Annotated in this window: 23 protein-coding genes; 8 read left to right on the plus strand and 15 right to left on the minus strand. The window is 70.4% G+C overall.

The window, feature by feature from the left end:
* Nucleotides 1-7: 7 nt before the first annotated feature.
* Both dxs and ACFC1J_RS03240 read right to left on the minus strand, forming a co-directional pair.
* The gene (gene dxs, locus ACFC1J_RS03235; protein WP_375902392.1) at nt 8-1,990 is read right to left on the minus strand and encodes a 1-deoxy-D-xylulose-5-phosphate synthase; all 1,983 of its coding nucleotides are present in this window, start codon (nt 1,988-1,990) and stop codon (nt 8-10) included.
* Nucleotides 1,991-2,051: 61 nt separating this feature from the next.
* The gene (locus ACFC1J_RS03240) at nt 2,052-3,356 is read right to left on the minus strand and encodes a citrate/2-methylcitrate synthase (protein ID WP_375902394.1); all 1,305 of its coding nucleotides are present in this window, start codon (nt 3,354-3,356) and stop codon (nt 2,052-2,054) included.
* 129 nt (nt 3,357-3,485) lie between these two features.
* Between ACFC1J_RS03240 and ACFC1J_RS03245 the strand changes: the two genes are divergently transcribed.
* Complete coding sequence (locus ACFC1J_RS03245) at nt 3,486-4,646, plus strand: citrate synthase (RefSeq protein ID WP_375902395.1); 1,161 nt, start codon at nt 3,486-3,488, stop codon at nt 4,644-4,646.
* Nucleotides 4,647-4,856: 210 nt separating this feature from the next.
* On the opposite strand, the gene acnA is transcribed toward ACFC1J_RS03245, so the two are convergent.
* The 4 genes from acnA to dut all read right to left on the minus strand — a co-directional run bounded on the left by acnA (nt 4,857) and on the right by dut (nt 9,673).
* Nucleotides 4,857-7,676 carry an aconitate hydratase AcnA gene (gene acnA, locus ACFC1J_RS03250; protein WP_375902396.1) on the minus strand — a complete coding sequence of 940 codons (2,820 nt, stop codon included), beginning with the start codon at nt 7,674-7,676 and terminating at the stop codon, nt 4,857-4,859.
* 175 nt (nt 7,677-7,851) lie between these two features.
* Nucleotides 7,852-8,616 (minus strand): DUF3159 domain-containing protein, encoded by a 765-nt coding sequence (locus ACFC1J_RS03255; protein ID WP_375902398.1) that lies wholly within the window; start codon nt 8,614-8,616, stop codon nt 7,852-7,854.
* On the minus strand, nt 8,613-9,221 hold the full coding sequence (locus ACFC1J_RS03260) for a DUF3710 domain-containing protein (RefSeq protein WP_375902399.1): 609 nt from the start codon (nt 9,219-9,221) through the stop codon (nt 8,613-8,615). Before ACFC1J_RS03260 ends, ACFC1J_RS03255 begins: the two co-directional genes overlap by 4 nt.
* Nucleotides 9,218-9,673, minus strand: a complete 456-nt coding sequence (dut, locus tag ACFC1J_RS03265; protein ID WP_375902401.1) for a dUTP diphosphatase — start codon at nt 9,671-9,673, stop codon at nt 9,218-9,220. Before dut ends, ACFC1J_RS03260 begins: the two co-directional genes overlap by 4 nt.
* Before the next feature lie 12 nt (nt 9,674-9,685).
* Here dut and ACFC1J_RS03270 point away from each other — a divergent pair, with 12 nt between their 5' ends.
* On the plus strand, nt 9,686-10,183 hold the full coding sequence (locus ACFC1J_RS03270) for a DUF3093 domain-containing protein (protein ID WP_375902403.1): 498 nt from the start codon (nt 9,686-9,688) through the stop codon (nt 10,181-10,183).
* 114 nt (nt 10,184-10,297) lie between these two features.
* Here the strand turns inward: ACFC1J_RS03270 and ACFC1J_RS03275 are convergent, their stop codons facing one another.
* The gene (locus ACFC1J_RS03275) at nt 10,298-10,591 is read right to left on the minus strand and encodes a DUF4193 domain-containing protein (protein WP_292717846.1); all 294 of its coding nucleotides are present in this window, start codon (nt 10,589-10,591) and stop codon (nt 10,298-10,300) included.
* Nucleotides 10,592-10,788: 197 nt separating this feature from the next.
* Between ACFC1J_RS03275 and sepH the strand changes: the two genes are divergently transcribed.
* Nucleotides 10,789-11,853, plus strand: coding sequence for a septation protein SepH (gene sepH, locus ACFC1J_RS03280; RefSeq protein ID WP_375902405.1), 1,065 nt, complete (start codon nt 10,789-10,791; stop codon nt 11,851-11,853).
* 54 nt (nt 11,854-11,907) lie between these two features.
* Here the strand turns inward: sepH and ACFC1J_RS03285 are convergent, their stop codons facing one another.
* A complete protein-coding gene (locus ACFC1J_RS03285; protein ID WP_375902407.1) occupies nt 11,908-13,035 on the minus strand; it encodes an alkaline phosphatase family protein in 1,128 nt (375 codons plus the stop codon).
* 81 nt (nt 13,036-13,116) lie between these two features.
* Here ACFC1J_RS03285 and ACFC1J_RS03290 point away from each other — a divergent pair, with 81 nt between their 5' ends.
* The 3 genes from ACFC1J_RS03290 (at nt 13,117) to ACFC1J_RS03300 (ending at nt 17,424) form a co-directional block, all read left to right on the plus strand.
* Nucleotides 13,117-15,564, plus strand: coding sequence for a DNA topoisomerase (ATP-hydrolyzing) subunit A (locus tag ACFC1J_RS03290; RefSeq protein WP_375902409.1), 2,448 nt, complete (start codon nt 13,117-13,119; stop codon nt 15,562-15,564).
* Nucleotides 15,561-16,082, plus strand: a complete 522-nt coding sequence (locus tag ACFC1J_RS03295) for an AAA family ATPase (protein ID WP_375902411.1) — start codon at nt 15,561-15,563, stop codon at nt 16,080-16,082. The genes ACFC1J_RS03290 and ACFC1J_RS03295 overlap by 4 nt, the downstream gene beginning before the upstream one ends.
* Before the next feature lie 82 nt (nt 16,083-16,164).
* On the plus strand, nt 16,165-17,424 hold the full coding sequence (locus ACFC1J_RS03300) for an LCP family protein (RefSeq protein WP_375902413.1): 1,260 nt from the start codon (nt 16,165-16,167) through the stop codon (nt 17,422-17,424).
* Between the two features lie 54 nt (nt 17,425-17,478).
* On the opposite strand, the gene ACFC1J_RS03305 is transcribed toward ACFC1J_RS03300, so the two are convergent.
* From ACFC1J_RS03305 to ACFC1J_RS03315, 3 genes are read right to left on the minus strand one after another with little or no spacing between them, the layout of a single operon-like run.
* The gene (locus ACFC1J_RS03305; protein ID WP_375902415.1) at nt 17,479-18,390 is read right to left on the minus strand and encodes an arginase family protein; all 912 of its coding nucleotides are present in this window, start codon (nt 18,388-18,390) and stop codon (nt 17,479-17,481) included.
* 12 nt (nt 18,391-18,402) lie between these two features.
* Nucleotides 18,403-18,879, minus strand: a complete 477-nt coding sequence (locus tag ACFC1J_RS03310) for a GNAT family N-acetyltransferase (protein WP_375902417.1) — start codon at nt 18,877-18,879, stop codon at nt 18,403-18,405.
* Nucleotides 18,879-21,014 carry a type IIA DNA topoisomerase subunit B gene (locus tag ACFC1J_RS03315; protein WP_375902419.1) on the minus strand — a complete coding sequence of 712 codons (2,136 nt, stop codon included), beginning with the start codon at nt 21,012-21,014 and terminating at the stop codon, nt 18,879-18,881. Before ACFC1J_RS03315 ends, ACFC1J_RS03310 begins: the two co-directional genes overlap by 1 nt.
* Before the next feature lie 183 nt (nt 21,015-21,197).
* Here ACFC1J_RS03315 and ACFC1J_RS03320 point away from each other — a divergent pair, with 183 nt between their 5' ends.
* Nucleotides 21,198-21,410: a hypothetical protein gene (locus tag ACFC1J_RS03320; protein WP_045272992.1), complete on the plus strand. Its 213-nt coding sequence runs from the start codon at nt 21,198-21,200 to the stop codon at nt 21,408-21,410.
* A gap of 103 nt (nt 21,411-21,513) precedes the next feature.
* Here ACFC1J_RS03320 and ACFC1J_RS03325 read toward each other — a convergent pair whose 3' ends face one another.
* A complete protein-coding gene (locus tag ACFC1J_RS03325) occupies nt 21,514-22,554 on the minus strand; it encodes an alanine racemase (protein ID WP_375902421.1) in 1,041 nt (346 codons plus the stop codon).
* Nucleotides 22,551-23,273, minus strand: coding sequence for an alanine racemase (locus ACFC1J_RS03330; protein ID WP_375902422.1), 723 nt, complete (start codon nt 23,271-23,273; stop codon nt 22,551-22,553). Before ACFC1J_RS03330 ends, ACFC1J_RS03325 begins: the two co-directional genes overlap by 4 nt.
* Before the next feature lie 117 nt (nt 23,274-23,390).
* Here ACFC1J_RS03330 and ACFC1J_RS03335 point away from each other — a divergent pair, with 117 nt between their 5' ends.
* Nucleotides 23,391-24,413: a sugar-transfer associated ATP-grasp domain-containing protein gene (locus tag ACFC1J_RS03335; protein WP_375902424.1), complete on the plus strand. Its 1,023-nt coding sequence runs from the start codon at nt 23,391-23,393 to the stop codon at nt 24,411-24,413.
* A gap of 139 nt (nt 24,414-24,552) precedes the next feature.
* Here ACFC1J_RS03335 and ACFC1J_RS03340 read toward each other — a convergent pair whose 3' ends face one another.
* Nucleotides 24,553-25,257 (minus strand): coenzyme F420-0:L-glutamate ligase, encoded by a 705-nt coding sequence (locus tag ACFC1J_RS03340; protein ID WP_375902426.1) that lies wholly within the window; start codon nt 25,255-25,257, stop codon nt 24,553-24,555.
* Entirely contained in the window at nt 25,254-26,501 is a 1,248-nt protein-coding gene (locus ACFC1J_RS03345; RefSeq protein ID WP_375902428.1) for an RNA polymerase sigma factor, read from the minus strand. The genes ACFC1J_RS03340 and ACFC1J_RS03345 overlap by 4 nt, the downstream gene beginning before the upstream one ends.
* Between the last annotated feature and the right edge of the window lie 109 nt (nt 26,502-26,610).

Raw genomic sequence — 26,610 nt, forward strand, 5'->3', positions numbered from 1 at the left:
GTCGTCCTCAGCGCCGGCGGCGCTCCTCGGCGCCGTGCTCCGCCCGGACGCCCGTCACGATCTCGACCGTCCCCGTGTGCAGGGGCACCTCGCCGGTCGGACGGGCGATCGGCACGCGGGTGCCGAGCACCTGCGCGACCACGTCCTGCGCGATCTTGCCGGCGGTGAGCCCAGCATCCTCCAGGATCTGCTCCCGGCTCGCGTGGTCGATGTACTCGTCCGGCAGGCCCAGCTCGTCCACCGCGGTGTCGATACCCGCTTCGCGGAGAACCTGGCGCACGCGGGTGCCGACGCCGCCCACACGGATGCCGTCCTCGAGCGTGATGACGAGGCGGTGCCGGGCGGCGAGCTCGACGACCGAGGGCTGCACCGGGATGGCCCAGCGGGGGTCGATCACCGTCGCGCCGATGCCCTGCGCCTTGAGTCGCTCCGCCACATCGAGGGCGAGGGCCGCGAACGGCCCGATCCCGATGAGCAGCACATCTTCGCCCTCATCGCGGGACAGCACATCCACCCCGTCGTGCAGGCGCTCGATCGCGGGGATCTCCGGCGCCACGGCGCCCTTCGGATAGCGGATCACCGTGGGCGCGTCGTCGACGGCGACGGCCTCCTCCAGCTCCTCGCGCAGGCGCTCGGCGTCACGGGGCGCCGCGATGCGGATCCCCGGCACGATCTGCAGCATGGAGAGGTCCCACAGGCCATGGTGGCTCGGGCCGTCGGGTCCGGTGACGCCGGCCCGATCCAGCACGAACGTCACTCCGGCGCGGTGCAGCCCGACGTCCATCAGCACCTGATCGAACGCGCGGCCCATGAACGTCGCGTACAGCGCGACGACCGGGTGCAGGCCGCCATAGGCGAGGCCCGCCGCCGCGGTGACCGCATGCTGCTCCGCAATGCCCACGTCATAGACGCGGTCGGGGAAGCGCTCCGCGAACGGCGCGAGCCCGGTGGGACGCAGCATCGCCGCGGTCATCGCGATGACCTCGGGTCTGCGCGCGCCGAGGTCGACGAGTGCATCGGCGAACACGTCGGTCCACCCCGTGCCGCTCGCGGCGAGGGGCGTTCCCGTCTTCGGGTCGATCTTGTTGACCGCGTGGAACTGGTCGGCCTCGTCATCGAGGGCGGGCTGATAGCCGCGGCCCTTCTCGGTGATGACGTGCACGATGACCGGCGCGCCATAGTCCTTCGCGAGCTGCAGCACCTCCATGAGCGACGGGATGTCGTGGCCGTCGACCGGACCCAGGTACTTGATGTCGAGGTTGGAATACAGCTCCTCGTTGTTCGAGAAGCGCGAGAGGAAACCGTGCGTGCCGCCGCGGACACCGCGGTAGAAGGCACGGCCGACAGGTCCGAAGGCTCGGAAGAAGCGATCGGACTTCCGATGCAGGTCGCGGTACACGCCCGCCGTCCGCACGCGGTTCATGTACCGCGCCATCCCGCCGATCGTGGGCGCGTAGGAGCGGCCGTTGTCGTTGACGACGATCACGAGATTGCGCTCGTTGTCGTCGGAGATGTTGTTGAGCGCCTCCCAGGTCATGCCGCCGGTGAGCGCCCCGTCGCCGACGACGGCGACGACGTGACGATCCTCCCGACCCGTCGCGGTGAAGGCGCGGGAGATCCCGTCCGCCCAGCTCAGCGAGCTCGAGGCGTGCGAGGACTCGACGACGTCGTGCGGGCTCTCCGAGCGCTGCGGGTAGCCCGCCAGTCCCCCGCGCGAACGCAGCGCGGAGAAATCCTGGCGCCCGGTGAGCAGCTTGTGCACATAGGACTGATGCCCGGTGTCGAAGATGATCGGGTCGTCCGGCGAGGAGAACACCCGGTGCAGGGCGATCGTGAGCTCCACGACTCCGAGATTCGGTCCCAGGTGTCCGCCGGTGCGCGCGACGTTCTCGATCAGGAACGATCGGACCTCCGCGGCCAGCTCGGCGAGCTGTTCGGGGGTGAGCCGATCGAGGTCGCGGGGACCGGAGATACCGGGAAGGATCGCCACCGTGTCTGCCTCCTGAAGCCAATAGTGGGCGGCGAGCCGGGGCCCGCAGCACCGATCCAGCCTACCGAGCAATACTCCCGGGCCGCTGGAGATCCGCCGCATCCGGGCCGACGTAGTGTCCGATCGGCCGCAGCCGCAACGGGGCGCGGCCGTACTCGTCCTGCGCGTGCGCGCACCAGCCCGCGGAGCGCGCGACCGCGAACACCGTCTCCCCCGCGTCGGCGTGCATCTCCCAGGCCAGCGCCATCACGGCCAGCGCCAGATCGACGCTGGGATGAAGACCGGTCCTGGCGTGCACGACCGCGCTGACCCGATCCGCCACACGGAGTGCGGCCTCGGCCTGCGGATCCGTCGTCTCCCGCATCAGTCCGAGCAGCAGCCGCGCCCGTGGGTCGCCCTCGGGATACAGCAGCTGCCCGAATCCGGGGATCCCCGCGCCGCCCAGACGCGTCGCAGTCGCCACCGCTGCCGCGGGATCCGCACCGTCCCGTACCTGTCGCAGGAGGGCGTGCACCGCGGCGCTCACCGCACCGTGCAGAGCGGAGTCGAGCGCGCCGAACCCCGCCGCCACGACGGCGTAGGGATGCGCACGCGCCGACGCCGCGGCACGCGCGGCGAGGGTCGACGCGGCCATGTCGTGGTCGACGAGGAGAACGAGCGCGGCGTCCAGCACCCGCACGCGGTCAGGCGTCGCGGGCAGCGCGGTGAGACGGGGCCAGAGACGTGCGGCGACAGGCAGGCCGGCCCCCGATGACGCTCCACCGATCCTGCCGTTCTCCGTGCCGAGCAGCGGGAGCGCATCCACGAGCCCGGCGACGAGACGGGGCGCGACCCGGGCCACCGTGTCCGCACGGAGGTCGTAGCGCTCCGGATCTTCCGCCGCGAGGGCCGCCACCGCTGCGAGCAGACGGCTGAACGCTCCGGCTTCGGGCGGCAGCGCTGCGAGCACCCGGCCCGACGCAGCGCTCCTCGGCCCTTCGAGCGGAAGAGCATCCCGCTGCGGCAGGTCCGTGCGCGCGAAGAGCCAGCGCACGACGGCGTCGAACCGCGGAGCCTCGCCCTCCCCCGCGATCAGCTCGTCGATCGGCACGCCGCGGATCCAGAGCTCGCCGTCCTCAATCAGGGCGATGTCGGTGTCGATCACCGCGAGCGGGCTCCCATCGGCTCCGGCCGGACGTGCGGCGCCGTGCGACGGCGAAGTCACCCGGCGACGAGCACGCGCGAAGCGCTCGACTTCGAGGGGGTCGAACAGGGAGCCGTGTGCACCGCGCTCCCGTGCGATCAGCCCCCGGGAGACATAGGCGTACAGCGTCTCGGTCCGCACGCCGAGGCGCGCCGCGGTCTGCGCCGCCGTGAGCGAGTCCATCCCGCCCCTCTCATTGATTCGATCAACATTGACGATATCGGGATCCATTATGCATCGTGAGCGAAGGGCCGCATCGCGGTTCAGAGGAGCACAGAGCCGCCACCCGCGACTCGCCAGAGAGGAGCCGACATGGCCATCACCATCGCGCGCAACGACACGCATCTCATCGACGTCCCGCGAGGGCTCACGAACGTCGTGGTCGCGGAGACCGCGATCGGCGACGTGCGCGGCGAGGAGGGCTTCTTCCACTACCGGGGTGTCTCGGGCGTGGAGCTGGCCGCCGCGGCGCGCTTCGAGGACGCCTGGAGCCTTGTCGCACTCGGCGCGCTGCCCCGGCACGAGGCCGACACCGCCACCTTCCGTGCTCGCACCGCCGCAGCGCGGACGATCCCGGAGAGTCTGCACGGACCGCTGTCGGCGATCGCCGCGTCGGGCCTGGATCCCATGGCCCAGCTGCGCACCGGGCTCGCTCTCGTCTCGGCCGCCGACGGCAGACGCGCCCTCTACGACGAGACGGACGAGGAACGGATCGAGGATGCGATCCGTCTCGCGGCCGTCGCGCCCTCGCTGATCGCCGCGCTGCACCGGTGGAGTCGAGGGCAGGACCCGATCGCACCGGACGCCGATCTCGACCCCGTCTCCGACTACCTGCGCATGCTCACCGACACGACACCCGATGCCAGGCTCGCCACCGCCCTCGGCACGTATCTGACAGCGGCGATCGATCACGGTTTCAACGCCTCGACGTTCACGGCGCGGGTGATCGCATCCACCGGCGCCGATCTCGCCTCGTGCGTCGGCGGCGCACTCGGCGCACTGTCTGGCCCGCTGCACGGCGGTGCGCCCGCGCGCACCCTGGACATGCTGGACGAGATCGGCACCCCCGAGCACGCCGAGGCATGGGTGCGCGATCGTGTCCAGAGCGGCGGGCGGATCATGGGCTTCGGGCACGCGGTCTATCGCACCGAGGATCCCCGTTCGCGTCTGCTGCGCGGCGTCGCCCAGCAGCTGCGTGCCGACGGGCTGGCTTCGGACCGCGTCGACCTCGCCGTGACGGTGGAACAGACCGTGCTGCGCGTGCTGGACGAACTCAAGCCCGGCCGCGCCCTGCGCACCAACGTCGAGCTCTACGCCGCGGTCGTCATGGAGGCGTGCGGGATCCCCCGGGAGCTGTTCACGCCGACGTTCGCCTCTGCCCGTCTGATCGGCTGGGGCGCGCACGCCCGCGAGCAGGTGCAGGACGGCAAGATCCTCCGCCCCTCCTCCCGGTACGTCGGGCCGACTGCCTGAGGTCGGGCCTCGCCCCGGCGAAAGGGCTCTCTCTGCTGCGGAATCGTGCGACGCCGGCGCGGCCGCGCCACGCCGGGGACGATCGGTTCCCGGATCAGCGCCCGCATCGCGAGGTCGCGCAGCCGCGCAGGCGTCGCACGCGCACGCCGCGAGCCGGAGACGCGAACGGGGCCGGCTCCCGAAGGAACCGGCCCCGTTCGTGCGCGTGGATCAGACCAGCGAACGCAGCACGTACTGCAGGATGCCGCCGTTGCGGTAGTAGTCCGCCTCACCGGGGGTGTCGATGCGGACGACCGCGTCGAACTCGATGGGCTGCTTGCCCTCGGGCGAGAACTCGCTCGGGGTCGCGGTGACTTTGACCGTCTTCGGGGTGGTGCCGTTGTTCAGCTCCTCCAGGCCCTCGATCGAGACGATCTCGGTGCCGTCGAGGCCGAGCGACTCCCACGACTCGCCCGCCGGGAACTGCAGCGGGACGACGCCCATGCCGATGAGGTTCGAGCGGTGGATCCGCTCGAAGCTCTCGGTGATGACCGCCTTGACGCCGAGGAGGTTGGTGCCCTTCGCCGCCCAGTCGCGGGAGGATCCGGATCCGTACTCCTTGCCGCCGAAGATGACCAGCGGGGTGCCCTGCTCCTGGTAGTTGGTCGAGGCGTCGAAGATGTACGCCTGCGGACCGCCCGGCTGCGTGAAGTCACGCGTGTAGCCGCCCTCGATCTGCTGACCGTCGTTGACGGCCTTGACCAGCGCGTTCTTCAGGCGGATGTTGGCGAACGTGCCGCGGATCATGACCTCGTGGTTGCCACGGCGCGAGCCGTAGGAGTTGAAGTCCTTCTGCGCGACGCCGTGCTCCGTGAGGTACTGGGCGGCGGGCGTGCCCGCCTTGATGTTGCCGGCCGGCGAGATGTGGTCGGTCGTGACCGAGTCGCCGAGCGTCGCGAGCACGCGGGCGCCGGAGATGTCGGTGACCGGGGCAGGTTCAGCCTGCATGCCGTCGAAGTACGGCGCCTTCCGCACGTAGGTCGAGTCCGCATCCCACTCGAAGATCGGACCGGTCGGGGTGGGCAGGCTCGTCCAGCGCTCGTCGCCATCGAACACGGTGGCGTACTGCTTGATGAACTGGTCGCGCGAGATCGACGAGTCGATGATCTGCTGGACCTCGATCGGGTCCGGCCAGACGTCCTTGAGAAAGACGTCGTTGCCCTCGGGGTCGGTGCCGAGCGCCTGGGTCTCGAAATCGAAGTTCATCGAGCCGGCCAGAGCGTAGGCGACGACAAGCGGCGGACTGGCGAGGTAGTTCATCTTCACGTCGGGGCTGATCCGGCCCTCGAAGTTGCGGTTTCCGGAGAGGACAGCCGTGACCGCGAGGTCGTGCTCGTTGATCGCGGCGGAGACCTCGTCGATCAGCGGACCGGAGTTTCCGATGCAGATCGTGCAGCCGTAGCCGACCGTGTAGAAGCCGAGGCCCTCGAGGTCCTTGTCGAGACCGGACTTCTCGTAGTAGTCGGTGACGACCTTCGAGCCGGGGCCGAGCGTGGTCTTCACCCACGGCTTCTGCTTCAGGCCCTTCTCGCGCGCCTTGCGGGCGAGAAGTCCGGCAGCGATCATGACCGACGGGTTCGACGTGTTGGTGCACGAAGTGATCGCGGCGAGCGTCACCGCACCGTTGTCGAGGATGTACTTCTGCCCGTCCGGGGTCTTCACCTTGACCGGCTTGGACGCGGCCTTCGGGGACCCCGAGGACAGCGTGGGGATCTCGTTGGTCTCGACCTCTTCGCCGGGGACGGACCCCGGGTCCGACGCGGGGAAGGACCCGGAGTCGTTGATGTCGATCGGGCCCGTCACATAGTTCAGGATGTCCTTCTCGAACTGCGCCTTCGACTCGGAGAGCAGGATCCGGTCCTGCGGGCGCTTCGGGCCGGCGATCGACGGCACGACCGTGGACAGGTCGAGCTCGAGGTATTCGCTGAACTTCGGCTCGTGGGCGGCGTCGTGCCAGAGCTTCTGCTCCTTGGCGTACGCCTCGACGAGGGCGACGGCCTGCTCGTCGCGGCCGGTGAGGCGCAGGTAGTCGAGCGTCACGTCGTCGATCGGGAAGATCGCGGCGGTGGAGCCGAACTCCGGCGACATGTTGCCGATCGTGGCGCGGTTCGCGAGAGGGACGGAGGCGACGCCCTCGCCGTAGAACTCGACGAACTTGCCGACCACGCCGTGCTTGCGGAGCATGTCGGTGATCGTGAGCACGACGTCGGTCGCCGTCACGGCGGCCGGAATCGCACCGGTCAGCTTGAAACCGACGACACGCGGGATCAGCATCGAGACGGGCTGACCGAGCATGGCCGCCTCGGCCTCGATGCCGCCGACGCCCCAGCCCAGCACGCCGAGGCCGTTGACCATGGTGGTGTGCGAGTCGGTGCCGACGCAGGTGTCGGGGTAGGCGCGCAGCACGCCGTCGACGGAGCGGTCGTAGATGACCTTGGCCAGGTGCTCGATGTTGACCTGGTGCACGATGCCGGTGCCAGGGGGGACGACCTTGAAGTCGTCGAACGCGGTCTGCCCCCAGCGCAGGAACTGGTAGCGCTCGCCGTTGCGCTCGTACTCGATCTCGACGTTGCGCTCGATCGCGTCCGGGCGTCCGAACAGGTCGGCGATCACGGAGTGGTCGATGACCATCTCGGCCGGAGACAGCGGGTTGATCTTGTTCGGGTCGCCGCCGAGCGCCGTGACGGCCTCGCGCATGGTGGCCAGGTCGACGATGCAGGGCACGCCGGTGAAGTCCTGCATGACGACGCGCGCCGGCGTGAACTGGATCTCCGTGTCGGGCTGCGCCGCCGGGTCCCAGGAGCCGAGAGCCTCGATCTGAGCCTTCGTCACGTTCGCGCCGTCCTCGGTGCGAAGCAGGTTCTCCAGGAGGACCTTGAGGCTGAACGGGAGCCTCTCGAAACCTTCGACCGTGTCGATCCGGAAGATCTCGTAGTCGGTGCTGCCGACCGTCAGGGTGCTCTTGGCACCGAAGCTGTTCACCGTGGACACGGATCCGTCTCCTTCTGTTCGGATGGAAGCGACAGGCGACTCCATCTTGCTCGCCCGCTCCCCCGCGCGGCTAGCAAGGCGGGCCTTACCAGTCTGCTCTCGCGGACAGACGAGCGAAAGGTGTCGATTTATCTTGACGTCAAGATAAATCTAGCATGGCGGGCGGAGCGAGGATTCACTCCTGGCGCGTGCCGGAGTCCTGCTCCGGCGGGTACAGCGCGCGCACCAGCAACCACGTCACCGCGACCATCGGCGCGAACAGCGGAAGCCCCATGACGAGCTTCAACGTGCCCAGCGCCTGCACGTTCCCGGAGAAGTACAGCGGCAGCTGGACGCCCAGCCGCGCGTAGAACAGCGCCGCCCAGGCGACCGTGATCCAGAAGAACGCGCGGCGCTTGCGCTTGTCGGTCCGCCAGCCGCGTACGTCGCCCATGAGGAAGCCCGCGGCGAGGCCGATGAGTGCCCATCCGACGAGCGCCGAGACGAGCAGCACAGTGCCGTAGATCGCATTGGTGAAGAAGCCGGGGACGAAGTTGTCCTGACCGCGGCCGGTCCACAGCGCGAGGCCGGCGGCGACCGCGACCGCGACGAGTCCGCCGAGCGCCGAGGCGGCGGGCGAGCGCTGCAGCAGACGGATCACCGAGAAGACGGCCGCGAGCCCGACCGACACGACCAACGACAGCCAGAGCGGATCCGGTCGCAGCGTGAAGATGACGAGGAATGCGGCGCTGGGCAGCACGGACTCAAGGACCCCGCGCCATCCGCCCATCGCGCTCCACACGACGTGCCCAGTGCTCGCTCCCGACGTCGGGTCGATGCCCAGGCGCTGCGCGGCCCCGCCGAGTGCTGCTCCGAGGCTCTGCGCGGCGTCGGGCGCCGGCGGCGGAGCATACTGCTCCGTGGACGCGCGCTCCGGCTCCTCCGGCCGCGACGCGCTCACGCCGTGCCGGGGGCTGCGGGCATGCGCAGCGGGATGAGGTCGCGCGGTGGCATGGGCGCCCCGCCGCGGACCACGACGATCGAACGGAACAGATCCTCGACGGCGGCGGCCGCGGACTCGTCGGATGCGGCGGCTCCGCCGATCACGCCCCGCAGGAACCAGCGCGGGCCATCGATGCCCACGAACCGGGCGAGCCGGGTCACCGCGGTGTCGCCGGCGACGGCGGGGATCTCGGCCAGCAGCTCGGAACCGAGCGCGCCCTCGCGCTCGGTCACGCTGCCGCCCTGCTGAGCGATCTGCTCCTGGATCTGCGCACGGGTCTCGTCCCAGAGACCGCTCGTTCGCGGCGCCGCGAACGGCTGCACCTGAAGGGTCGAATCGGCGTAGTCGAGGCCCACGGCGACGATGCGCTGGGTCTGCTCCTCCACCTCGAGGCGCAGGTTCAGTCCCTCGCGCGGGAGGATCTTGATCGCGCCGAGGTCGATGTAGGGACGGACCGGGTTGGCCTCGCTCTCATCGAACGGGCCCTCGACCGCGCGGTCGCGGACGGGCGCCTGCAGGGCGTCGTCCACGGGCTCGATCCCGGACGTGGTGTCGTCACTCATGCGTTCTCCTGGCTCTGGGTCTGATAGCCGGTGGATCCGAATCCGCCTGCTCCGCGCACCGACTCGTCCAGCGCGTCGACCGGGATGAACCGGGCTCGGGTGACGGGCATGACGATCAGCTGGGCGATCCGATCACCGACCGCGACATCGTACGCCGCATTGCTGTCCGTGTTCAGCAGGCTCACCTTGATCTCGCCGCGATAGCCCGCGTCGACCGTGCCCGGGGAGTTGACCACGGTGATGCCGTGCTTCGCGGCGAGCCCGCTGCGCGGCACCACGAAGGCCGCGAAACCCTCGGGAAGAGCGATGCTCACGCCGGTGCCCACGAGGGCGCGCTGTCCCGGCTCGAGCCGCAGGGCCTGAGTCGAGACGAGGTCGGCCCCTGCGTCGCCGGGGTGGGCGTAGACGGGAAGCTGGGGCGCGATAATGGGAACGTCCACGGAATCGGTCACGGAAAGAGGCTAATGCAGAACGCAGCACGCGAAGCCGGGGCCCCGTCAGCGGCCGTCCGCTACCGCGAACGTCTCGCACCGAGCCTGTGGCTGTTCCTCGCCGCGGCCCTCGGCGGTCCCATGCTGACGCTCGTCTTCGTGCCGGCGGGGTCCGGGATCGCACTCGTCATCGGCGTCGTCGCGACGCTCGCGATCATCGCCCTGATGATCGCCGGGTCCCCGAGCGTCGCGGTCGAGCAGGACGTGCTGCGCGCCGGCCGCGCCTGGATCGACGCCTCCTGGCTGGGCGAGCCGGAGATCCGCACGGGTGAGGAGGCGCGTCAGGCGCGCGGTCCCGGCCTTCCCGCCCGCGGCTGGCATCTCATCCGCGGCGGCATCGACGGCGTGGTCGTCGTGCCCAACACGGATCCGGCAGACCCCGCGCCGAGTTGGACGATCTCCTCCCGCACGCCGGACCGCCTGGCGGCCGCGATCGACGCGGCCCGCGCCTCGGCGAACCCGCCGGCCTGAACCGAAACCCGCACGACTCCGCCGTCTCGGATCCGCGTTCGCTGACGGCAGACGCCCACGAACGCAGAACGCGCCCGGAACCGAGAAGGTCCGGGCGCGAGCAGCGACGAGGGATCAGGCAGCGCATTCCTTGCAGATCGGGCCGGTCTTGTCCTCGTGGTCGAGCTGCGAACGATGCTTCACGAGGAAGCAGCTGACACAGGTGAACTCGTCTTCCTGCGGGGGCAGCACCACGACGTCGAGCTCGACGTCGGAGAGGTCGGCTCCCGGGAGGTCGAATCCGCCAGGGTTGTCCGAGTCCTCGACGTCGATCGAGCCCGACAGCTTGTCGGGGACGCGCTCCTTGAGAGCCTCGATCGACTCGCTCTCGTCTTCGCTCTTGCGCGGGGCGTCGTAATCGGTTGCCATGGGGTGGATCTCCACTTTCATCCTGCGAGTGGCGGGTGCCGGGGGTGTTCGGCGGCCCATAGTTTGCATGACATGCGTCCAAATCGCAAATGCCACTCTCTCTGCGCATCAGAACTGGCGGCGCGCCCGCGATATTCCCGGCCGTGCACGCCATGCATGACACCATGAACCGACACTCATTCTGAGGGGCTGAAGCCATGGAACACGTCACGATCGTCGGCGCGGAAGACGACGTCCTCGTCCTCGCCACCGAGTCGGGAGAGCGATTCGCCCTCCCGATCGACGAGGTGCTGCGCGCGGAACTGCGCCGGGCCAAGGCGGGTCGCGAGGAGAAGGCGCCGCCGCTGGCCGCGAGTCCTCGCGAGATCCAGGCGCACATCCGCGCCGGGATGTCCGCCGCCGAGGTCGCCGAGCTGCTCGGCGTCGCCCTCGAGGCGGTGCAGCGCTTCGAGAGCCCCGTGCTCGCCGAGCGCGAGCACGTCGTCGGCCAGGCCCTCGCCGTGCCCGTGCTGATCGGCAGCGAGGTCGAGCCGGATGCGCAGCCGACCTTCGGCGTGGCCATCCGCGCCAAGCTCGCCGAGCTCGCCGCCGCCGACGAGCGGTGGGCGAGCTGGAAGGACGACACAGGCTGGGTGATCAAGCTCGAGTTCCGTGCGAACGACGTCGAACACGACGCGCGATGGAGCTTCGACCCACGCCGCAGCGCGCTCGCGCCGCTCAACGCCGACGCCACGCAGCTCTCCCGTCAGGGCGCTCTGCCCGAGGGCCTGATCCCCCGGCTCCGCGCGCTCGACAAGGAGCGCTCGTCTCCGTACAAGGACGACACCCGCTTCGACTCCGGAGCTTTCGGGCCTCGTCTCGTCCCCGCCCCTGCCGCTCCCGCCGCCGTCGAGGACGACGGCGTCGCCGAGGCCCCGGAGCCGCGGTCCGCACGTCACCCGCAGACCTCGTCGAACGCCCAGGAGGCGGCGACGCGCAGCGCGTCCTTCGCCCCGTCGACCCCGTCGGACACGGCGGATCTGCTGGAGGCCCTGCGCCGCCGCCGTGGCCAGCGCGAAGCGCGTCCCTCGGTCGAGGAGGAGCCGGAGGACACCCGCCCGCTCGCCCTGTTCGAGGCGCTCGAGCCCGGCTACGAGCCTGATGCCGAGCCCGAGGAGTCACCCGCCCCCGTGGCGATCGACGCCGACTCGGGACCGCGCCGTCGCCGGCGCGAGATGCCGTCGTGGGACGAGATCGTGTTCGGGGCGCGCAGCGACGACTGACGCGTTCGGGCGCAGCCCGCGGTGGCAGGTGCCCCGCTCTCGGTCGGAGGCCGCTCAGCGCGCGAACGCGCCGAAGCGGAGCAGCGGCACGCGCAGCTCCTCCGGGGTGAGCGAGCCGTGCTGGCCGATCATGCCCTGCGAGCGCTGATCCTCGGCCGTGCCGTCGTACAGCGCCCACAGTCCACGCGCCGGTACGACGAGATCGCCGATCCGCTCCCGTGCCTCGGCGGTGGGCGCGGATCCGAACAACCCGCCCTCGACGGCCTGCGCCCTCGTGTACACGTCCGCGGCGCCTTCGACCCCTGCGGTCCACGTGGCCGCGATCTCGTCGGTGCGGGCGGGATCCTCCAGGTAGACGTGCAGCATGCGCGGCTCCCCCGCGATCGCCGTGACGCCGTCGTGGAGACCGCTGCGCCCCTCGAGGATGAGATGCCGCGTGCGCGGGACGTCGACCATGCCATGGTCGGCGGTGACGAGCACGCCCACGCCGTCGGGCAGGTGCGCGGGGATCGCCGCATCCAGCTCCTCGAGCGCATTCACCCATTCCGCGGAGGCCATGCCGTGCTTGTGCCCAGCCTTGTCGACCTCGGGGAGGTAGCAGTACACGAGTGACCCCTCGTGCTCCTCGGCGAGGCTCAGGGCCAGCGCGACGCGCTCCGCCGCTGTGCGCGCGGACCGGAACGCGGCGCCGCGCAGAGTCGCTGCGGAGAAGCCGCTACCGGAGTACTCGGCGAGTCCCACGGCGAACGCCGGCCGCCCCGCCCCGACCGCGGTCTCGAAGACGGTGGGCGTGCGCTGCCAGTCGGCAGGATCCACGCGCGCCTTCTCCCAGCCGGAGAGCTGGTTCACGAGCACGCCGGTGCGTGGGTCCCTGACCTCGTACCCGACCAGTCCGTGCCGTCCCGGATCCACTCCGGTGAGCAGGCTCGTGAGCGCGGCCGCGGTCGTGGACGGGAACACGCTGGAGAGCACGTCCTTCTTCGTCATCGCGCCGGTCAGCCGCCGGGCATGACCCGCATGACCCCGCAACGGGATCGCGCCGAGGCCGTCCATGACCACGAGCACGACCGACCGCACGGCCGGCAGCACGCCGTCGCGGCCGTCCAGGGCGCCGAACAGGTCGTGCGCCACCCCGGTGATGCTCCGGGACGACGGCGGGATCGCCGGTAGCATGAGGGTCATCCGAGCCAGTCTCCCACAGAGCCCGGCACGGCTCCGGCGTCGAGAACCGCTCCGCCGCCGCCCGAGACCCGCAGGAAGCCCATGCCCCGCACGACCACGCCGCCCGAGCCGATCGAAGAGCGCATCCAGGACATCGATCTGTCGAGCGAGATGCAGGGATCCTTCCTGGAGTACGCGTACTCGGTCATCTACTCCCGCGCCCTCCCCGATGCGCGCGACGGCCTCAAGCCGGTGCAGCGCCGGATCCTGTTCCAGATGGCGGAGATGGGCCTGCGCCCGGATCGCGGCCATGTGAAGAGCGCGCGCGTCGTCGGCGACGTCATGGGCAAGCTGCACCCGCACGGCGACTCCGCGATCTACGACGCCCTCGTGCGCCTCGCGCAGCCGTTCGCGCTGCGTCTGCCCCTCGTCGACGGGCACGGCAACTTCGGATCGCTCGACGACGGCCCCGCCGCCTCCCGGTACACGGAGGCTCGTCTCGCACCGTCCTCTCTCGCGCTCACCGAGAGCCTGGACGAGGACGTGGTCGACTTCGTCCCCAACTACGACGGTCAGTTCCAGCAGCCCTCGGTGCTGCCGGCCGCGTTCCCGAACCTGCTCGTCAACGGCGCGAGCGGGATCGCCGTCGGCATGGCGACCAACATGGCGCCGCACAACCTCATCGAGGTCGTCGCGGCGGCGATCCACCTGCTCGAGCACCCCGAGGCGACGACCGAGGAACTCATGGAGTTCGTCCCGGGCCCCGACTTCCCGTCCGGCGGCATCGTGATGGGCCTCGACGGCGTCCGCGACGCCTATGCGAACGGCCGCGGAGCGTTCAAGGTGCGCGGCAAGGTCTCGATCGAGCCGCTCGGACCGCGCCGCACCGGCATCGTCGTCACCGAGCTGCCGTACATGGTCGGCCCGGAACGCGTGATCGAGAAGATCCGCGATGCCGTGCAGGCGAAGAAGCTCCAGGGCATCAGCGATGTCAACGACCTCACCGACCGCAACCACGGCATGCGGATCCAGATCGGCATCAAGACCGGTTTCGACCCGAACGCCGTGCTCGAGCAGCTGTACCGCCTCACGCCGATCGAGGACTCGTTCAGCATCAACAACGTCGCCCTCGTGGATGGGCAGCCGCGCACGCTCGGGCTCAAGGAGCTGCTCAGCGTCTATGTGCGGCATCGCCTCGAGGTCGTCACGCGACGCAGCCGGTTCCGCCTGGCCCGCCGCGAGGAGCGCCTGCACCTGGTCGAGGGGCTCCTCATCGCGATCCTCGACATCGACGAGGTCATCCAGGTCATCCGCTCCTCGGACGACTCGGAGCAGGCCCGCACCCGTCTGCAGAGCGTCTTCGACCTCAGCGAGCGGCAGGCCGAGTACATCCTCGAGCTGCGTCTGCGGCGCCTGACCAAGTTCTCCCGCATCGAGCTGGAGGCCGAGCGCGATGCGCTCCTCGCGGAGATCGCCGCGCTGCAGGAGCTGCTCGGCAGCGAGGTCCTGCTGCGCGGCCAGGTCGCGACCGAGCTCGACGCGGCGGCCGAGGCGTACGGAACCCCTCGCCGCACCCTGCTGCTGAACGCCGCTCCTCCCAAGGCACGCGCGACCAAGGGCCCCGTCGACACGCAGATCGCCGACGCGCCCACCACGGTGGTGCTGTCCACGACCGGTCGAGCCGTGCGGGTGGATCTCGAGCCCGGTCAGGAGCTCTCCCCCGCCACGCGCCGCAGCAAGCACGACGCGATCCTCGCGACGCTCGCCACCACGACCCGCACCGAGATCGGCGCGATCACGACGGCCGGGCGCGTGCTGCGCTTCACCGCGATGGACCTTCCGTCCGTGCCGCCCGCGTCGGTGCATCTCGCCGCCGGCGTGCCGTTGCGCGACTACATCGGGCTGCTCGACAAGAGCGAGCGGATCCTCGCGCTCGTGCGGTTCGACGACGACACGCCGATCGCGCTGGGCACCCGCACGGGTGTCGTGAAACGCGTGGTGCCGTCATCCCTCGCGGTCAAGCCCGAGCTCGAGATCATCGGCATGAAGCCGGGCGATGCGGTCGTCGGCGCCGGCGCCGCGAGCGACGACGCCGAGCTGGTGTTCGTCACGAGCGATGCGCAGCTGCTGCACTTCCCGGCGGCCGGTGTGCGCCCGCAGGGCGCTCCGGCCGGCGGCATGGCCGGCATCAAACTCGGCGCGAAGGCCGAGGTGATCGCCTTCTCCGTGCTTGCACAGGATGAGGACGCCCTCGTCGTGACCGTGTCCGGCGCCGCGGGCATGATCCCCGGCACGGACCCCGGGCGCGCCAAGTCGTCGCGGTTCGCGGAGTTCCCCGGCAAGGGCCGCGCGACCGGCGGTGTCAGGGCGCACGCCTTCCTGAAGGGCGAGGACCGCCTGACCCTGGCCTGGGTCGGCGTCGAACCCGCGCTCGCGGTCGGTCCTGACGGATCCGCACGCGATCTCCCGGAGGCCGGCGCCAAGCGCGACGGTTCGGGGCAGCCCATCGACGGCGTCATCGGCTCGATCGGCGCCGCACTGGGCGCATGAGCGGTTCGATCCTGATCGTCTCGGGGCTTCCCGGCGTCGGCAAGACGACGATCGCCCGTGAACTCGCGACGCGTGCGGCCCGCGGAGCGCATCTCGACACCGACCAGATCGGAGAGGCGTTCCTCCTCTCCGGCCTCGTGGCACCGGGCCAGGAGCCCGCGGAGGAGGCCGAGCGGCAGCTGGCGCTCCGCCGGCGGAACATCGCCGACCTCGCCCGCAATTTCGCCGACGCCGGATTCGATGTCGCGATCTCCGACGTCGTGCTCTGGCCGGAGCTCCTGGAGCAGTATCGCGCGACGATCGCTCTGCCGCTGAGGTTCGTGCTCCTCACCGCGACGGCGGAGACGATCGCCGGCCGCGATGCGGCGCGGGACAAGCACGTCGCCGAGCAGTGGGCGCACCTCAGAGAGGCGCAGGACGCGTTCCGCGCGCCGGGCCTGCGGTTGGACACGACCGGACTCTCCCTCGACGACACGCTCGACGCGATCCGCGCACGCTGGGACGACACACTGTTCTGATCGCGGGCCGACGCCAGGCGGATCCCCTCTGGCCGCCCCGTCGCGATTTGCCCCTCCTCGCCGTGACCGGCACCATGTGAGGATGACGCCCCGATCCCGACGACCCGTCGCCGGCCACGGCCAGCTGCAACGCCCAGGCGCCTGGAGCCAGCTCCTGACAATGCTCGGCGTCGCCGCGGCGGTGCTGCTCGTCTCCGGCGTCGCCGTCGCGTCCTACGTCGCGTACGACCTCGGGCAGACCTTCAGTGACAAGGCGGTCGCCCTGGACGGCGATGAGTCGGTCCCACCGGACATCGGCGCGATCGAGGGCGGCGTGAACATGCTGCTCGTCGGCAGCGATGTGTGCGAAGACGATTTCAAGGCCGACTTCGGGGACCGCTGCTCCGACCCGGAGAACGGAGGCGAGCGCAACGACACGAACCTCGTCCTGCACATCTCCGACAGCCCGCGCCGGGTCACGGTCGTCACCTTCCCGCGCGATCTCATGATCGCGATCCCGTCCTGCACGGACTCCGACGGCAACGCCAGCGACGAGCGCTCGAAGGAAGCACTCAACATGGCCATCGGCATCGGCGGTCCGAAGAACGGGCTGGCGTGCGTCGCCCGCGCGATCAGCAAGGTCTCCGGCCTCGACATCCAGTTCGCCGCAAAGGTCACCTGGGGCGGCGTGATGAAGATCACGGATGCGATCGGCGGCGTCGACGTCTGCGTCGCGAACGGCATCAGCGACCCGGACAACACCCAGCTCGAACTGGGGCCCGGCACGCACACCCTGCAGGGCTACTGGGCGCTGCAGTTCCTGCGCGTCCGTCACGGCGTGGGCGACAACGGGGATCTCAGTCGCGGCAGCAACCAGCAGGTGTACATGTCCTCGCTCGCGCGCAAGATGATGTCGAGAGAGGTGCTCGGCAACCCCGGCACCCTGCTCAGGCTCGCGAACACCGTGATGTCGAACGTGACCCCGAGCGCCAAGCTGACCAGCCCGACGCTGCTCGTGCAGATCGCGCTGGCGATGAAGGACGTGCCGCTGGACCAGGTCAACTTCGTGAACTACCCGGTGCAGGACGACCCGGACAACCCCGGCGTCAAAGTCGTGCCGGACTATGAGAGCGCCGATCAGCTGTGGGCAGCGCTCGCGGCGAATCAGCCGATCCAGGTCACCGGTCAGCGCGATGCCGTCGTCTCCGCGACCGAGACGCCGACCGACGCGCGCCCCGATGCCTCCGCCGGCACGACGCCGACCCCTGGTGCGAGCGCCGGACCCGTCGCGCTGCCCCAGAACATCTCCGGGCAGTCGGCCGCGCAGCAGACGTGCTCGAACGGCAACGGCACCGCGGGCTGAGGCTTCCTCGAAGCGGACGGACGACGGCAAGCGCCGGCCCCCGACGGCAGGCGGCTACTCCTGCCCGAGCGCGGCCCCGAGGTCTGCGAACCCTTCCGCCACCACCCTGGCCACCGTGCGGGCATGCGCGCCGTCCGGATCCAGATCCGGATCGAACACCGTCACCGCGGCGCCCCAGGCGTGCGGTGCGAGCGCGGCGAGCAGCCCGATCAGCTCCTCCGGCGCGAGGCCGCCAGGGTCCGGACTGTCGACGGCCGGCACGTGACGCGGGTCGAGCACATCGACGTCGACCTGGATCCAGTAGCCGCGCTCCAGACCCTCGAGCGCGCGCACCCGCGACGCGGCCCTGGCGCCGCCGTGCAGGATGACGTCGTCGGCAGGAACCACGAGGCCGATGATACCCCGCAGCTCCTCGGCATGCGGATCCTCGTACCGGCAGCCGATGTGCGCGGTGCTCCTGGCCGGGAAGTACGGACCGAGCCCGTCGATGTCGGTGAGGTCCGGCAGATGCATCCCGATCGCGGCGGCGAGGTCCTCCCCGGCGAGGCTCGCGACGCCGTCGCTGTTGCCCGGATGGCGGAAATCGGTGTGCCCGTCGATGTGCACGAGCCCTCCGCCCCCGCCGACCCGGGTCGCGAGACCTGCGGCGATCGCCAGGCTGCAGTCCCCGCCGAGCACGAGCGGCGCCTCGCCGGCCTCGCGGATCTCGAACAGCCGGTGCGCCAGACGGCGGGCGTGCTCGACGATCGCGGCCTGGTTGCGGATCGTGCCCGCGGGCCGGCGCCCGTCGTCGTCGACGTAGCGGCCCGGCAGCACGACGCCGCCGTCGATCGCACCCTGCGCGTGCAGGAGACGGTGCAGCCCGGCCTCGCGGAGCGCTTCCGGGGCCTTGGCGGTGCCCGGCACACCGCCGCGCACGGGAGGGCGGAGCCCCAGGTTCGTGGGAGCGGAGACGACGGCGACCATCGTCTCAGTCTGTCAAGGCGTCGCCGTCACGGCGACAGACCCGCCCGGAGCCCGGCGCATCCAGACGTCGATCCCGTCGTCGTGCTCGGCGACGAAGCCGTGCCGCTCGTACAGCCGTCGCGCGGCCGATCCGACGAGCACCTGCAGGCGCAGTGGGCGCTCGGCGGGAACCTCCACGAGCACCGCGCGCAGCACGGCGGATCCGATCCCGCGCCCCTGATGCTGCTCGTCCAGGTAGAACATCTCCAGCCAGGACTCGTCGCCGTCGGGCCGCAGCGTGATCGTGCCCGCCACCTCCCCGTCGAGCAGGATCATGCGGGTGTGCTCCGGAGAGAAGTGCTCGACGACCCTGGCGCGCGACCTGTCAGGATCCCACCCGACGAGAGGCTCCAGATCCCGGCGCAGGACGCGCTCCTTCAGGGCCGCCACGACCTCCACGTCATCCGGATAGGCCGCGCGCAGCACGACATCCGGCAGCAGCGCGCCCATCAGGCGTCGATGGCGTCGCGCGCCAGGCGGTCCGAGGAATCGATGATGAACTCGCGCCGCGGGGCGACCTCGTTGCCCATGAGGAGTTCGAACACGCGGCCCGCCGCCTCGGCATCCTCCATGCGCACGCGCCGCAGCAGACGGCCGGAGCGATCCATCGTGGTGGAGGCGAGCTGCTCGGCATCCATCTCGCCGAGGCCCTTGTACCGCTGGATCGGCTCGTGCCAGCGCTTGTTCTGCTTGCGCAGCTTCGCGAGCAGCGTGTGCAGCTCGCCCTCGCTATACGTGTAGATCGTCTCGTTCGGCTTGGATCCGGGGTTCATCACGATGACGCGGTGCAGCGGGGGCACGGCGGCGAAGACCCGACCGTCCTCGATGAGCGGGCGCATGTACCGGTAGAACAGCGTCAGCAGCAGGGTGCGGATATGCGCGCCGTCGACGTCCGCGTCGCTCATCAGGATGATCTTCCCGTAACGCGCGGTGGAGAGGTCGAAGGAGCGACCGGAGCCGGCGCCGATCACCTGGATGATGGACGCGCACTCCAGATTCGACAGCATGTCGCTGACGGATGCCTTCTGCACGTTCAGGATCTTGCCGCGGATGGGCAGGAGCGCCTGGTACTCGCTCGTGCGGGCGTGCTTGGCCGTGCCGAGGGCGGAGTCGCCCTCGACGATGAACAGCTCGGTCTGCGTGATGTCGGTGGACCGGCAGTCGACGAGCTTGGCGGGCAGGGAGGAGGACTCCAGCGCGTTCTTGCGGCGCTGGGTCTCCTTGTGGGCGCGCGCGGAGACCCGCGCCTTCATCTCGGCGACGATCTTGTCCAGCAGCATCGACGCCTGGTTCTTGTCGTCGCGCTTGGTCGAGGCGAAGCGCTCGCCGAGCGCCTTGCGCACCACCTGCGCAACGATCGTGCGCACGGCCGGCGTGCCGAGGACCTCCTTGGTCTGCCCCTCGAACTGCGGCTCGGGGACGTTGACCGTCAGCACGGCGGTGAGCCCCGCGAGAACGTCGTCCTTCTCGATCTTGTCGTTGCCGGCCTTCAGACGGCGCGCATTCTGCTCGACCTGGGCGCGCAGCACCTTGAGGAGCTCCTGCTCGAAGCCCTGCTGATGCGTCCCGCCCTTGGGCGTGGCGATGATGTTGACGAACGAACGCATGCTCGTGTCGTAGCCGGTCCCCCAGCGCAGGGCGATGTCGACCGCGCAGACGCGCTCCACCTCGGTCGCGACCATGTGGCCGTCAGGCTGCAGCACCGGCACGGTCTCCTTGAAGGTGCCTTCGCCCTGCACGCGCCAGGTGTCCGTCACCGGCGCGTCGATGGCGAGGTACTCGACGAACTCCGCGATGCCGCCCTCGTAGTGGTACGAGGTCTCGTTCACCGCTTCCACGGCACCGGTGGCGGTCTCGCCTCCGACGCCGTCCTGCGACGCCGCGGCCGTCGAGGCGCGCTCGTCCCGGACGACGAGTTCGAGACCCGGCACGAGGAACGCGGTCTGCCGCGCGCGGGTCTCGAGGTCGGCGAGCTGGAAAGCCGCGTCCTTCGTGAAGATCTGCCGGTCGGCCCAGTAACGGATCCGGGTGCCGGTCACGCCCCGCGCCGCCTTGCCGATCACGCGCAGCTCGCTGTTGTCCTGGAACGGCGTGAAGGGGGCGTCCGGTCGCTTCTCCCCCGCATCCGTGAAGATCCCCGGCTCGCCACGGCGGAACGACATCGCGTAGACCTTGCCGCCGCGGTCGACCTCGACGTCGAGCCGCTCGGACAGGGCGTTCACGACGGACGCGCCCACGCCGTGCAGGCCGCCGGAGGCGGCGTAGGAGCCACCGCCGAACTTGCCGCCCGCGTGCAGCTTGGTGAAGACGACCTCGACGCCGGTGAGGCCGGTGCGCGGCTCGACGTCGACGGGGATGCCGCGGCCGCGGTCGTGCACCTCGACGCTGCCGTCGGGATGCAGGATGATGTCGATCTTCGAGCCGTTGCCCGCGACCGCCTCGTCGACGGAGTTGTCGATGATCTCCCAGAGGCAGTGCATGAGGCCGGGCGAACCGTTCGAGCCGATGTACATTCCGGGCCGCTTGCGGACGGCCTCGAGCCCCTCGAGGACCTGGAGGTGATGGGCGGAATACTCGGCTGTCACAATCCCCCATCGTATCGAGGAGCAGGGACGCCGCCCCGACGACACTCCTTGCCGTCACCCGCTCGTCACCGGGCGCGTACGCGGTGAGCGAAACACGCCGTCTCGCGGGCATGACTCTCAGCTCTGCGTGGTTGTATTGAGGACACTCCACACAGCGGACCCGAACAACGAGGAGGCATCGAGATGAACGCGACGACCGAACGGGATAGCACAGTCATCCCCCGCCTCACGGCGATGGACCGATGCGACTCCTGCGGAGCCCAGGCCTACATCGCCGCCGAGGTCAACGGCAGCGAGCTGCTGTTCTGCGCCCACCACGGACGCAAGTACGAAGAGAAGCTCCGTGCGGTGGCCACGAGCTGGCACGACGAGACGTCGCGACTGCTCGAGTCCTGATCCGCTCCCCCAGACAGAAACGCCCGGTGTCCTGCGACATCGGGCGTTTTCATGTGTGCGACCGGATCCACGGGCCGACCTGCCCGCCGATCCGACACCGCACTCAGCGGTACTCGCGCCGCACGTGCGGCGTGAGCCGGCAGAGGATCTCCTCGCCCACCGTGCCGATCGCCTCCGCGAGGGTCGTCGGCGAGGACTCCCCGTGCAGGCCGCGGCCGAAGAGGACGATTTCGTCGCCGACGGCGGCGCCGTCCCACCCCGCGATGCGCGCGGTGTCCGGCCCCACGGCCAGGAGCGCTCGCGCACCCGCGGGAGTGCCGACCTGCACGCGGCTGGCGAGGACGCTCGGCAGCCCGTCGAAGGATCCGGCGCCGACGACCACGTCGCCGCCGTCGACCTCCCGCACCGATGCCACGAGCTCGGCGACGGGCGCGATCCCCGGCAGGTCGGGTCCGTCGGCGGAGCGCACGCCGAAGCAGAAGGCGCCGACGCGCACGAGCGAGCCGCGCAGTTCGGGGCGGGCCCAGGTCGCGGCCGAAGCGGTGAGGTGCCGATAGGGCAGCTCGGCGCCGAGATCGCCGGCGCGGCGCACGGCGTCGAGGAAGCGGGCTTGCGCGGCATCGTCCTCCTCGTCGCTCGCCTCGGCGAGATGGCTCCAGGCGCCCACGAGCAGGACGTGCCCCGCTTCCTGCGCGCGCAGGGCCGACGCGACGCCCTCGTCCCATTCCTCGGCCGAGAGTCCGTTGCGGTGCAACCCCGTGTCGATCTTGAGATGGAGGCGCGCCACGGCGCCGAGGGCGGTGGCGCGGGCGATCACGCGGCGCAGGTAGTCCAGGGTCCCGACGCCGAGATCCACCTCCGCGCGGAGGGCAGCGTCGATCTCCTCGTCGAGCGAGGTGGCCCAGGCGAACAGCCGCGGAGCGGCGCCGATCTCGTCGCGCAGCCGGAGCGCGGTGGGGATGTCGTAGGCGCCGAACCAGCCGACGCCCGCGTCTGCGGCGACGCGCGCCGCCCAGGTCGCGCCGAGCCCGTAGCCGTCGTCCTTGACCACCATCATCAGCGTGGACGGGGCGACGCGCGCGGTCACCGCCGCGATGTTGGCGCGCAGCACCGCTTCGTCGGCCCGCAGCACGGGTCCGGTCATGCCTCCCATGAACGCTCCGTCCGCTGCCCCACGACGGCCACGAGTTCGTCGACGCCCATTCCGGTGATCCGCGCCCACTCCGCGACTCCGGTCCGCATCGGCCCGCGTCCGCCGAAGTAGGTCGCCTCGGCACCCGCGCCGACGTCGGCCGTGCCGATGTCGACGACGCACACGTCCATGGCGATCCGGCCGACGATCGGGTGCACGAGTCCGTCGATCTCGACCGAAGCCCGACTGCCGAGCGCTCGCACGACGCCCTGTGCATAGCCGCCCGTGACGAGGGCGAGGCGCGAGTCCGCCGGAGCGCGATGGATGTAGCCGTAGGAGACGCCGCCGCCGGCCGCGATGTCCTTGGTCGAGAGCACCCGCCCCGCCACGCGCATCACGGGGTGGCCGGCCAGGGCTCCGTCCGCGTCGGGCAGACCGTACAGCAGGTGCGGATCCAGGTCCGGAGCCTCGGTGCAGGTCGCCGCGAGGCCGTGCGCCCGCAGCAGGGCGACCTCGGCCTCGCCGTCCACGCGCACGCTGCGCGCCCCAGCCGAGACCACGACGCGTGCGACGTCGACGAGTCCATGCCCCCAGGCGTCGCCGCGGAGATCGGCGATGCCCGCTCCCCCGACGGCGAGGGCGGCCGAGGCCCCGGCCTCGAGCGCCGATCGGGAGATCACTGAACGCAGCATCGCGCTCCGCGGCGGAGTGGCGGGGAGCGGCTCGTTCACCGTTCCACCCTACCCGCGCCCTTCCGTCCGGACCCGCCCGCCCGGTCCGCACCCGGGGGTCTCGGAGGCGGGCCGCCTAGAATGGACCGGTTCCCGATCCCTCGACCCGGAGTACGCATGCCCTCGAACGGCCTCGGCCTCAAGTCCCGTCTCGGCTATCTCGCCGAGCGCGCCCGTCGCATCAACGTCGGCTCGGTGATCGAGCGCGCCAAGGAGGCGTCCGCGCAGCACGGCAAGGCCGTCCCCGCCGTCGTGGTGGACATGCTGTGGTCGGCCGGCCGCCACAACGTCGGGTTCCAGGATTACATCGACTACGACTTCGCGATCCTGAACCGCGCCGAGCGGGCGACCTACATGACGCACCCGGTGTCGAACCAGATCTCGGAGCGCTACGCACACCCCGACTACCGGCACCTGTTCCACGACAAGATCGAGTTCGACGAGAAGTTCTCGGAGTTCCTCCGTCGCGAGTGGATGGTCGTGAAGTCCGGGAACGCCGAGGAACTGCGCGCGTTCGTGGAGCGCCAGGGCACCGTCATCGTGAAGACGCCGATGGGACAGGCAGGATCCGGCGTGTTCCGCTACCACGCCGCCGACATCTCCGACTGGGATGCGTTCCACGCCGACCTGCTCGGACAGGGCCGTCTGCTCGTCGAGGAGGTCATCCGGCAGCACCCCGACCTCGCCGCGGTCTGCCCCGGCACGGTCAACACGACCCGCGTGACGGCGTTCTTCGACGGCGAGAAGACCCACATCCTCGCGATGGCCCAGAAGTTCGGCCGCGGCGAGGTCAGCGATCAGATGTCCTTCGGCGGCTTCTACACGATGCTCGACGAGGACGGCCACGCCGTGAGCGCCGGCTACGACTCGCACGGGCACGTGCACGAGCGGCACCCCGACTCCGGCTTCCGCATCGCCGACTTCCAGCTGCCGATGATCGACGAGGTCAAGGCGTTCGTGGATCAGGTCGCCCGCGTCGTGCCGCAGGTGCAGTACGTCGGATGGGACATCGTGGTCGGCCCGGACGGCCCCGTGCTCGTGGAGGGCAACTGGGGCGCCGGCGTCTACGAGAACAAGCCGAGCGTCTCGGGCATCCGCACGGGTCACAAGCCGCGGTACCAGGCCGCCATCAAGTTCTGAGCACAAGCGCCCTTCGTCTCGCTGCGCTCGCTCAGGGACCGGAGCATCGGTCTCTGAGCGAGCAGCGTAGCGACGGCGCGCTCGCTCAGGGACCGGAGCATCGGTCCCTGAGCGAGGAGCGTAGCGACGAGACGAAGGGTCAGGCCGGGCGGATGATGCCCATCGGCGTCGACTCCGTGCCCTGGCCGAGCGGGTTGTCCTTGAGGATCGCGACGAGGCGCTTCTCGGCGGCCTTCTCGAGCGTCGAGCCGAGGATGTTGCCGCCGAGGTCGTTGATGTCGACCACGGCGACGTCGCACACGCCGCCGATCAGCTGCTGCATCTCGTGCGCCACCTCGCGCGGGCGCGCCGGCCCCAGCACCACCGAGCGGTCGTACGGGGGCATCGTGCCCTCGGTCGGCCCGTCGATCGCGCGCGCCTTCTCACCGGCGATCCGGTAGAAGTCGCCGCGGCGACCGAACGCCTTGGTCACGGCGGACACCGCCGCCGCGAACAGGATCCGGGGCGTCCCGCACTCCCGCAGCGCCATCTCCATCGTCTCGGGCATGCCGAGGCCGATGCCGTAGGGCGTGCGCGTCACGTACTTCGACAGGAAGAACGCGAGCCTGCGCGGCTGGATCTCCTCGAGCAGGAACGACCGGCCCTGGGTGATGCCGATGATCTTCTCGGTGATGAAGAGGAGGTCGCCCTTCTGCACCTCACCCGCGGCGTACTCGGTGACGACGTCCGCGAGCACGTCGCCCGGCATGACCACCTTGGTGCGGATCGGAATCCGCAGCCAGCGCGCGCCCTCGACCGAGATCTCGAGGTTCTTGCCGTCGTTGGGCTTCGCCGCCGCGCTCACTCGAGGTAGTCCCGCAGCGACTGCGAACGGCTCGGGTGCCGCAGCTTCGCCATCGTCTTCGACTCGATCTGACGGATCCGCTCGCGGGTCACGCCGAAGGTGTCGCCGATCTGGTCGAGCGTCTTGGGCTGACCGTCGCCCAGGCCGAAGCGCATGCGGATCACGCCCGCCTCGCGCTCCGACAGCGAGTCCAGAAGCTGCTCGAGCTGACGCTGCAGCATCGTGAAGCCCACCGCGTCGGCCGGGACGACCGCCTCGGTGTCCTCGATGAGGTCGCCGAACTCGCTGTCGCCGTCCTCGCCGAGCGGGGTGTGCAGCGAGATCGGCTCGCGGCCGTACTTCTGCACCTCGATGACCTTCTCCGGGGTCATGTCGAGCTCGCGGCTCAGCTCCTCCGGAGTGGGTTCGCGTCCGAGATCCTGCAGCATCTGCCGCTGCACGCGGGCGAGCTTGTTGATGACCTCGACCATGTGCACGGGGATGCGGATGGTGCGGGCCTGGTCGGCCATGGCACGGGTGATGGCCTGGCGGATCCACCACGTCGCATAGGTCGAGAACTTGAAGCCCTTGGTGTAGTCGAACTTCTCGACCGCGCGAATGAGGCCGAGGTTGCCCTCCTGGATGAGATCCAGGAACTGCATTCCGCGACCCGTGTAGCGCTTCGCGAGAGAGACGACGAGGCGCAGGTTGGCGCCGAGCAGGTGGCTCTTGGCACGCTGGCCGTCGCGGGCGACCCACTGCAGGTCGAGTCCGAGCTGACCGGTCTTCTCGGCCGCCGACATCGCCGAGAGCTTCTCCTCGGCGAACAGACCGGCTTCGATCCGCATCGCGAGCTCGACCTCTTCGGCCGCGTTCAGCAGAGCGACCTTTCCGATCTGCTTCAGGTAGTCCTTGACCGGGTCGGCGGTGGCGCCGGTGATCTGCGTCGAGTAGACGGGGACATCGTCCTCATCGGTCGAGCTGATCCGGATGGCACCGGTCGGCAGCGGCTCGGTGAAGGCGGGCTTCGCGCCCTCCTCCTCGTCGCCGTCGTCGGCGGCGTCGGCGGAGGCCTCCTCGGGGGCCGTGTCGCCCTCGGCCTCGTCTTTGCTCTTCGCTCTGGATGCCCTCTTGGCCGCAGGCTTCTTCGCCGCCGCCTTCTTCGGAGCCGCCGGCTCCGCGGCGTCGACGGCCTGGGCCTCGACCTCCTCGGGCTCGGCCTGGTCGTTCTTCGTCCGGGTGTTCTTCTTCGTGGCAGTCGTCACGTCTCGCCTTTCAACGGAGCGCTTGCGCGGGCGCCCTGTGGTTTATCGGCCTGCGGGCCTCACGACCCGTGCCCTTGCGGGCACTAGTAAGACCCTTGTCAAGTCCCCA

This window comes from Microbacterium sp. NPDC056052 (assembly GCF_042266785.1).
In the GTDB taxonomy this organism is placed as follows: Bacteria; Actinomycetota; Actinomycetes; order Actinomycetales; family Microbacteriaceae; genus Microbacterium.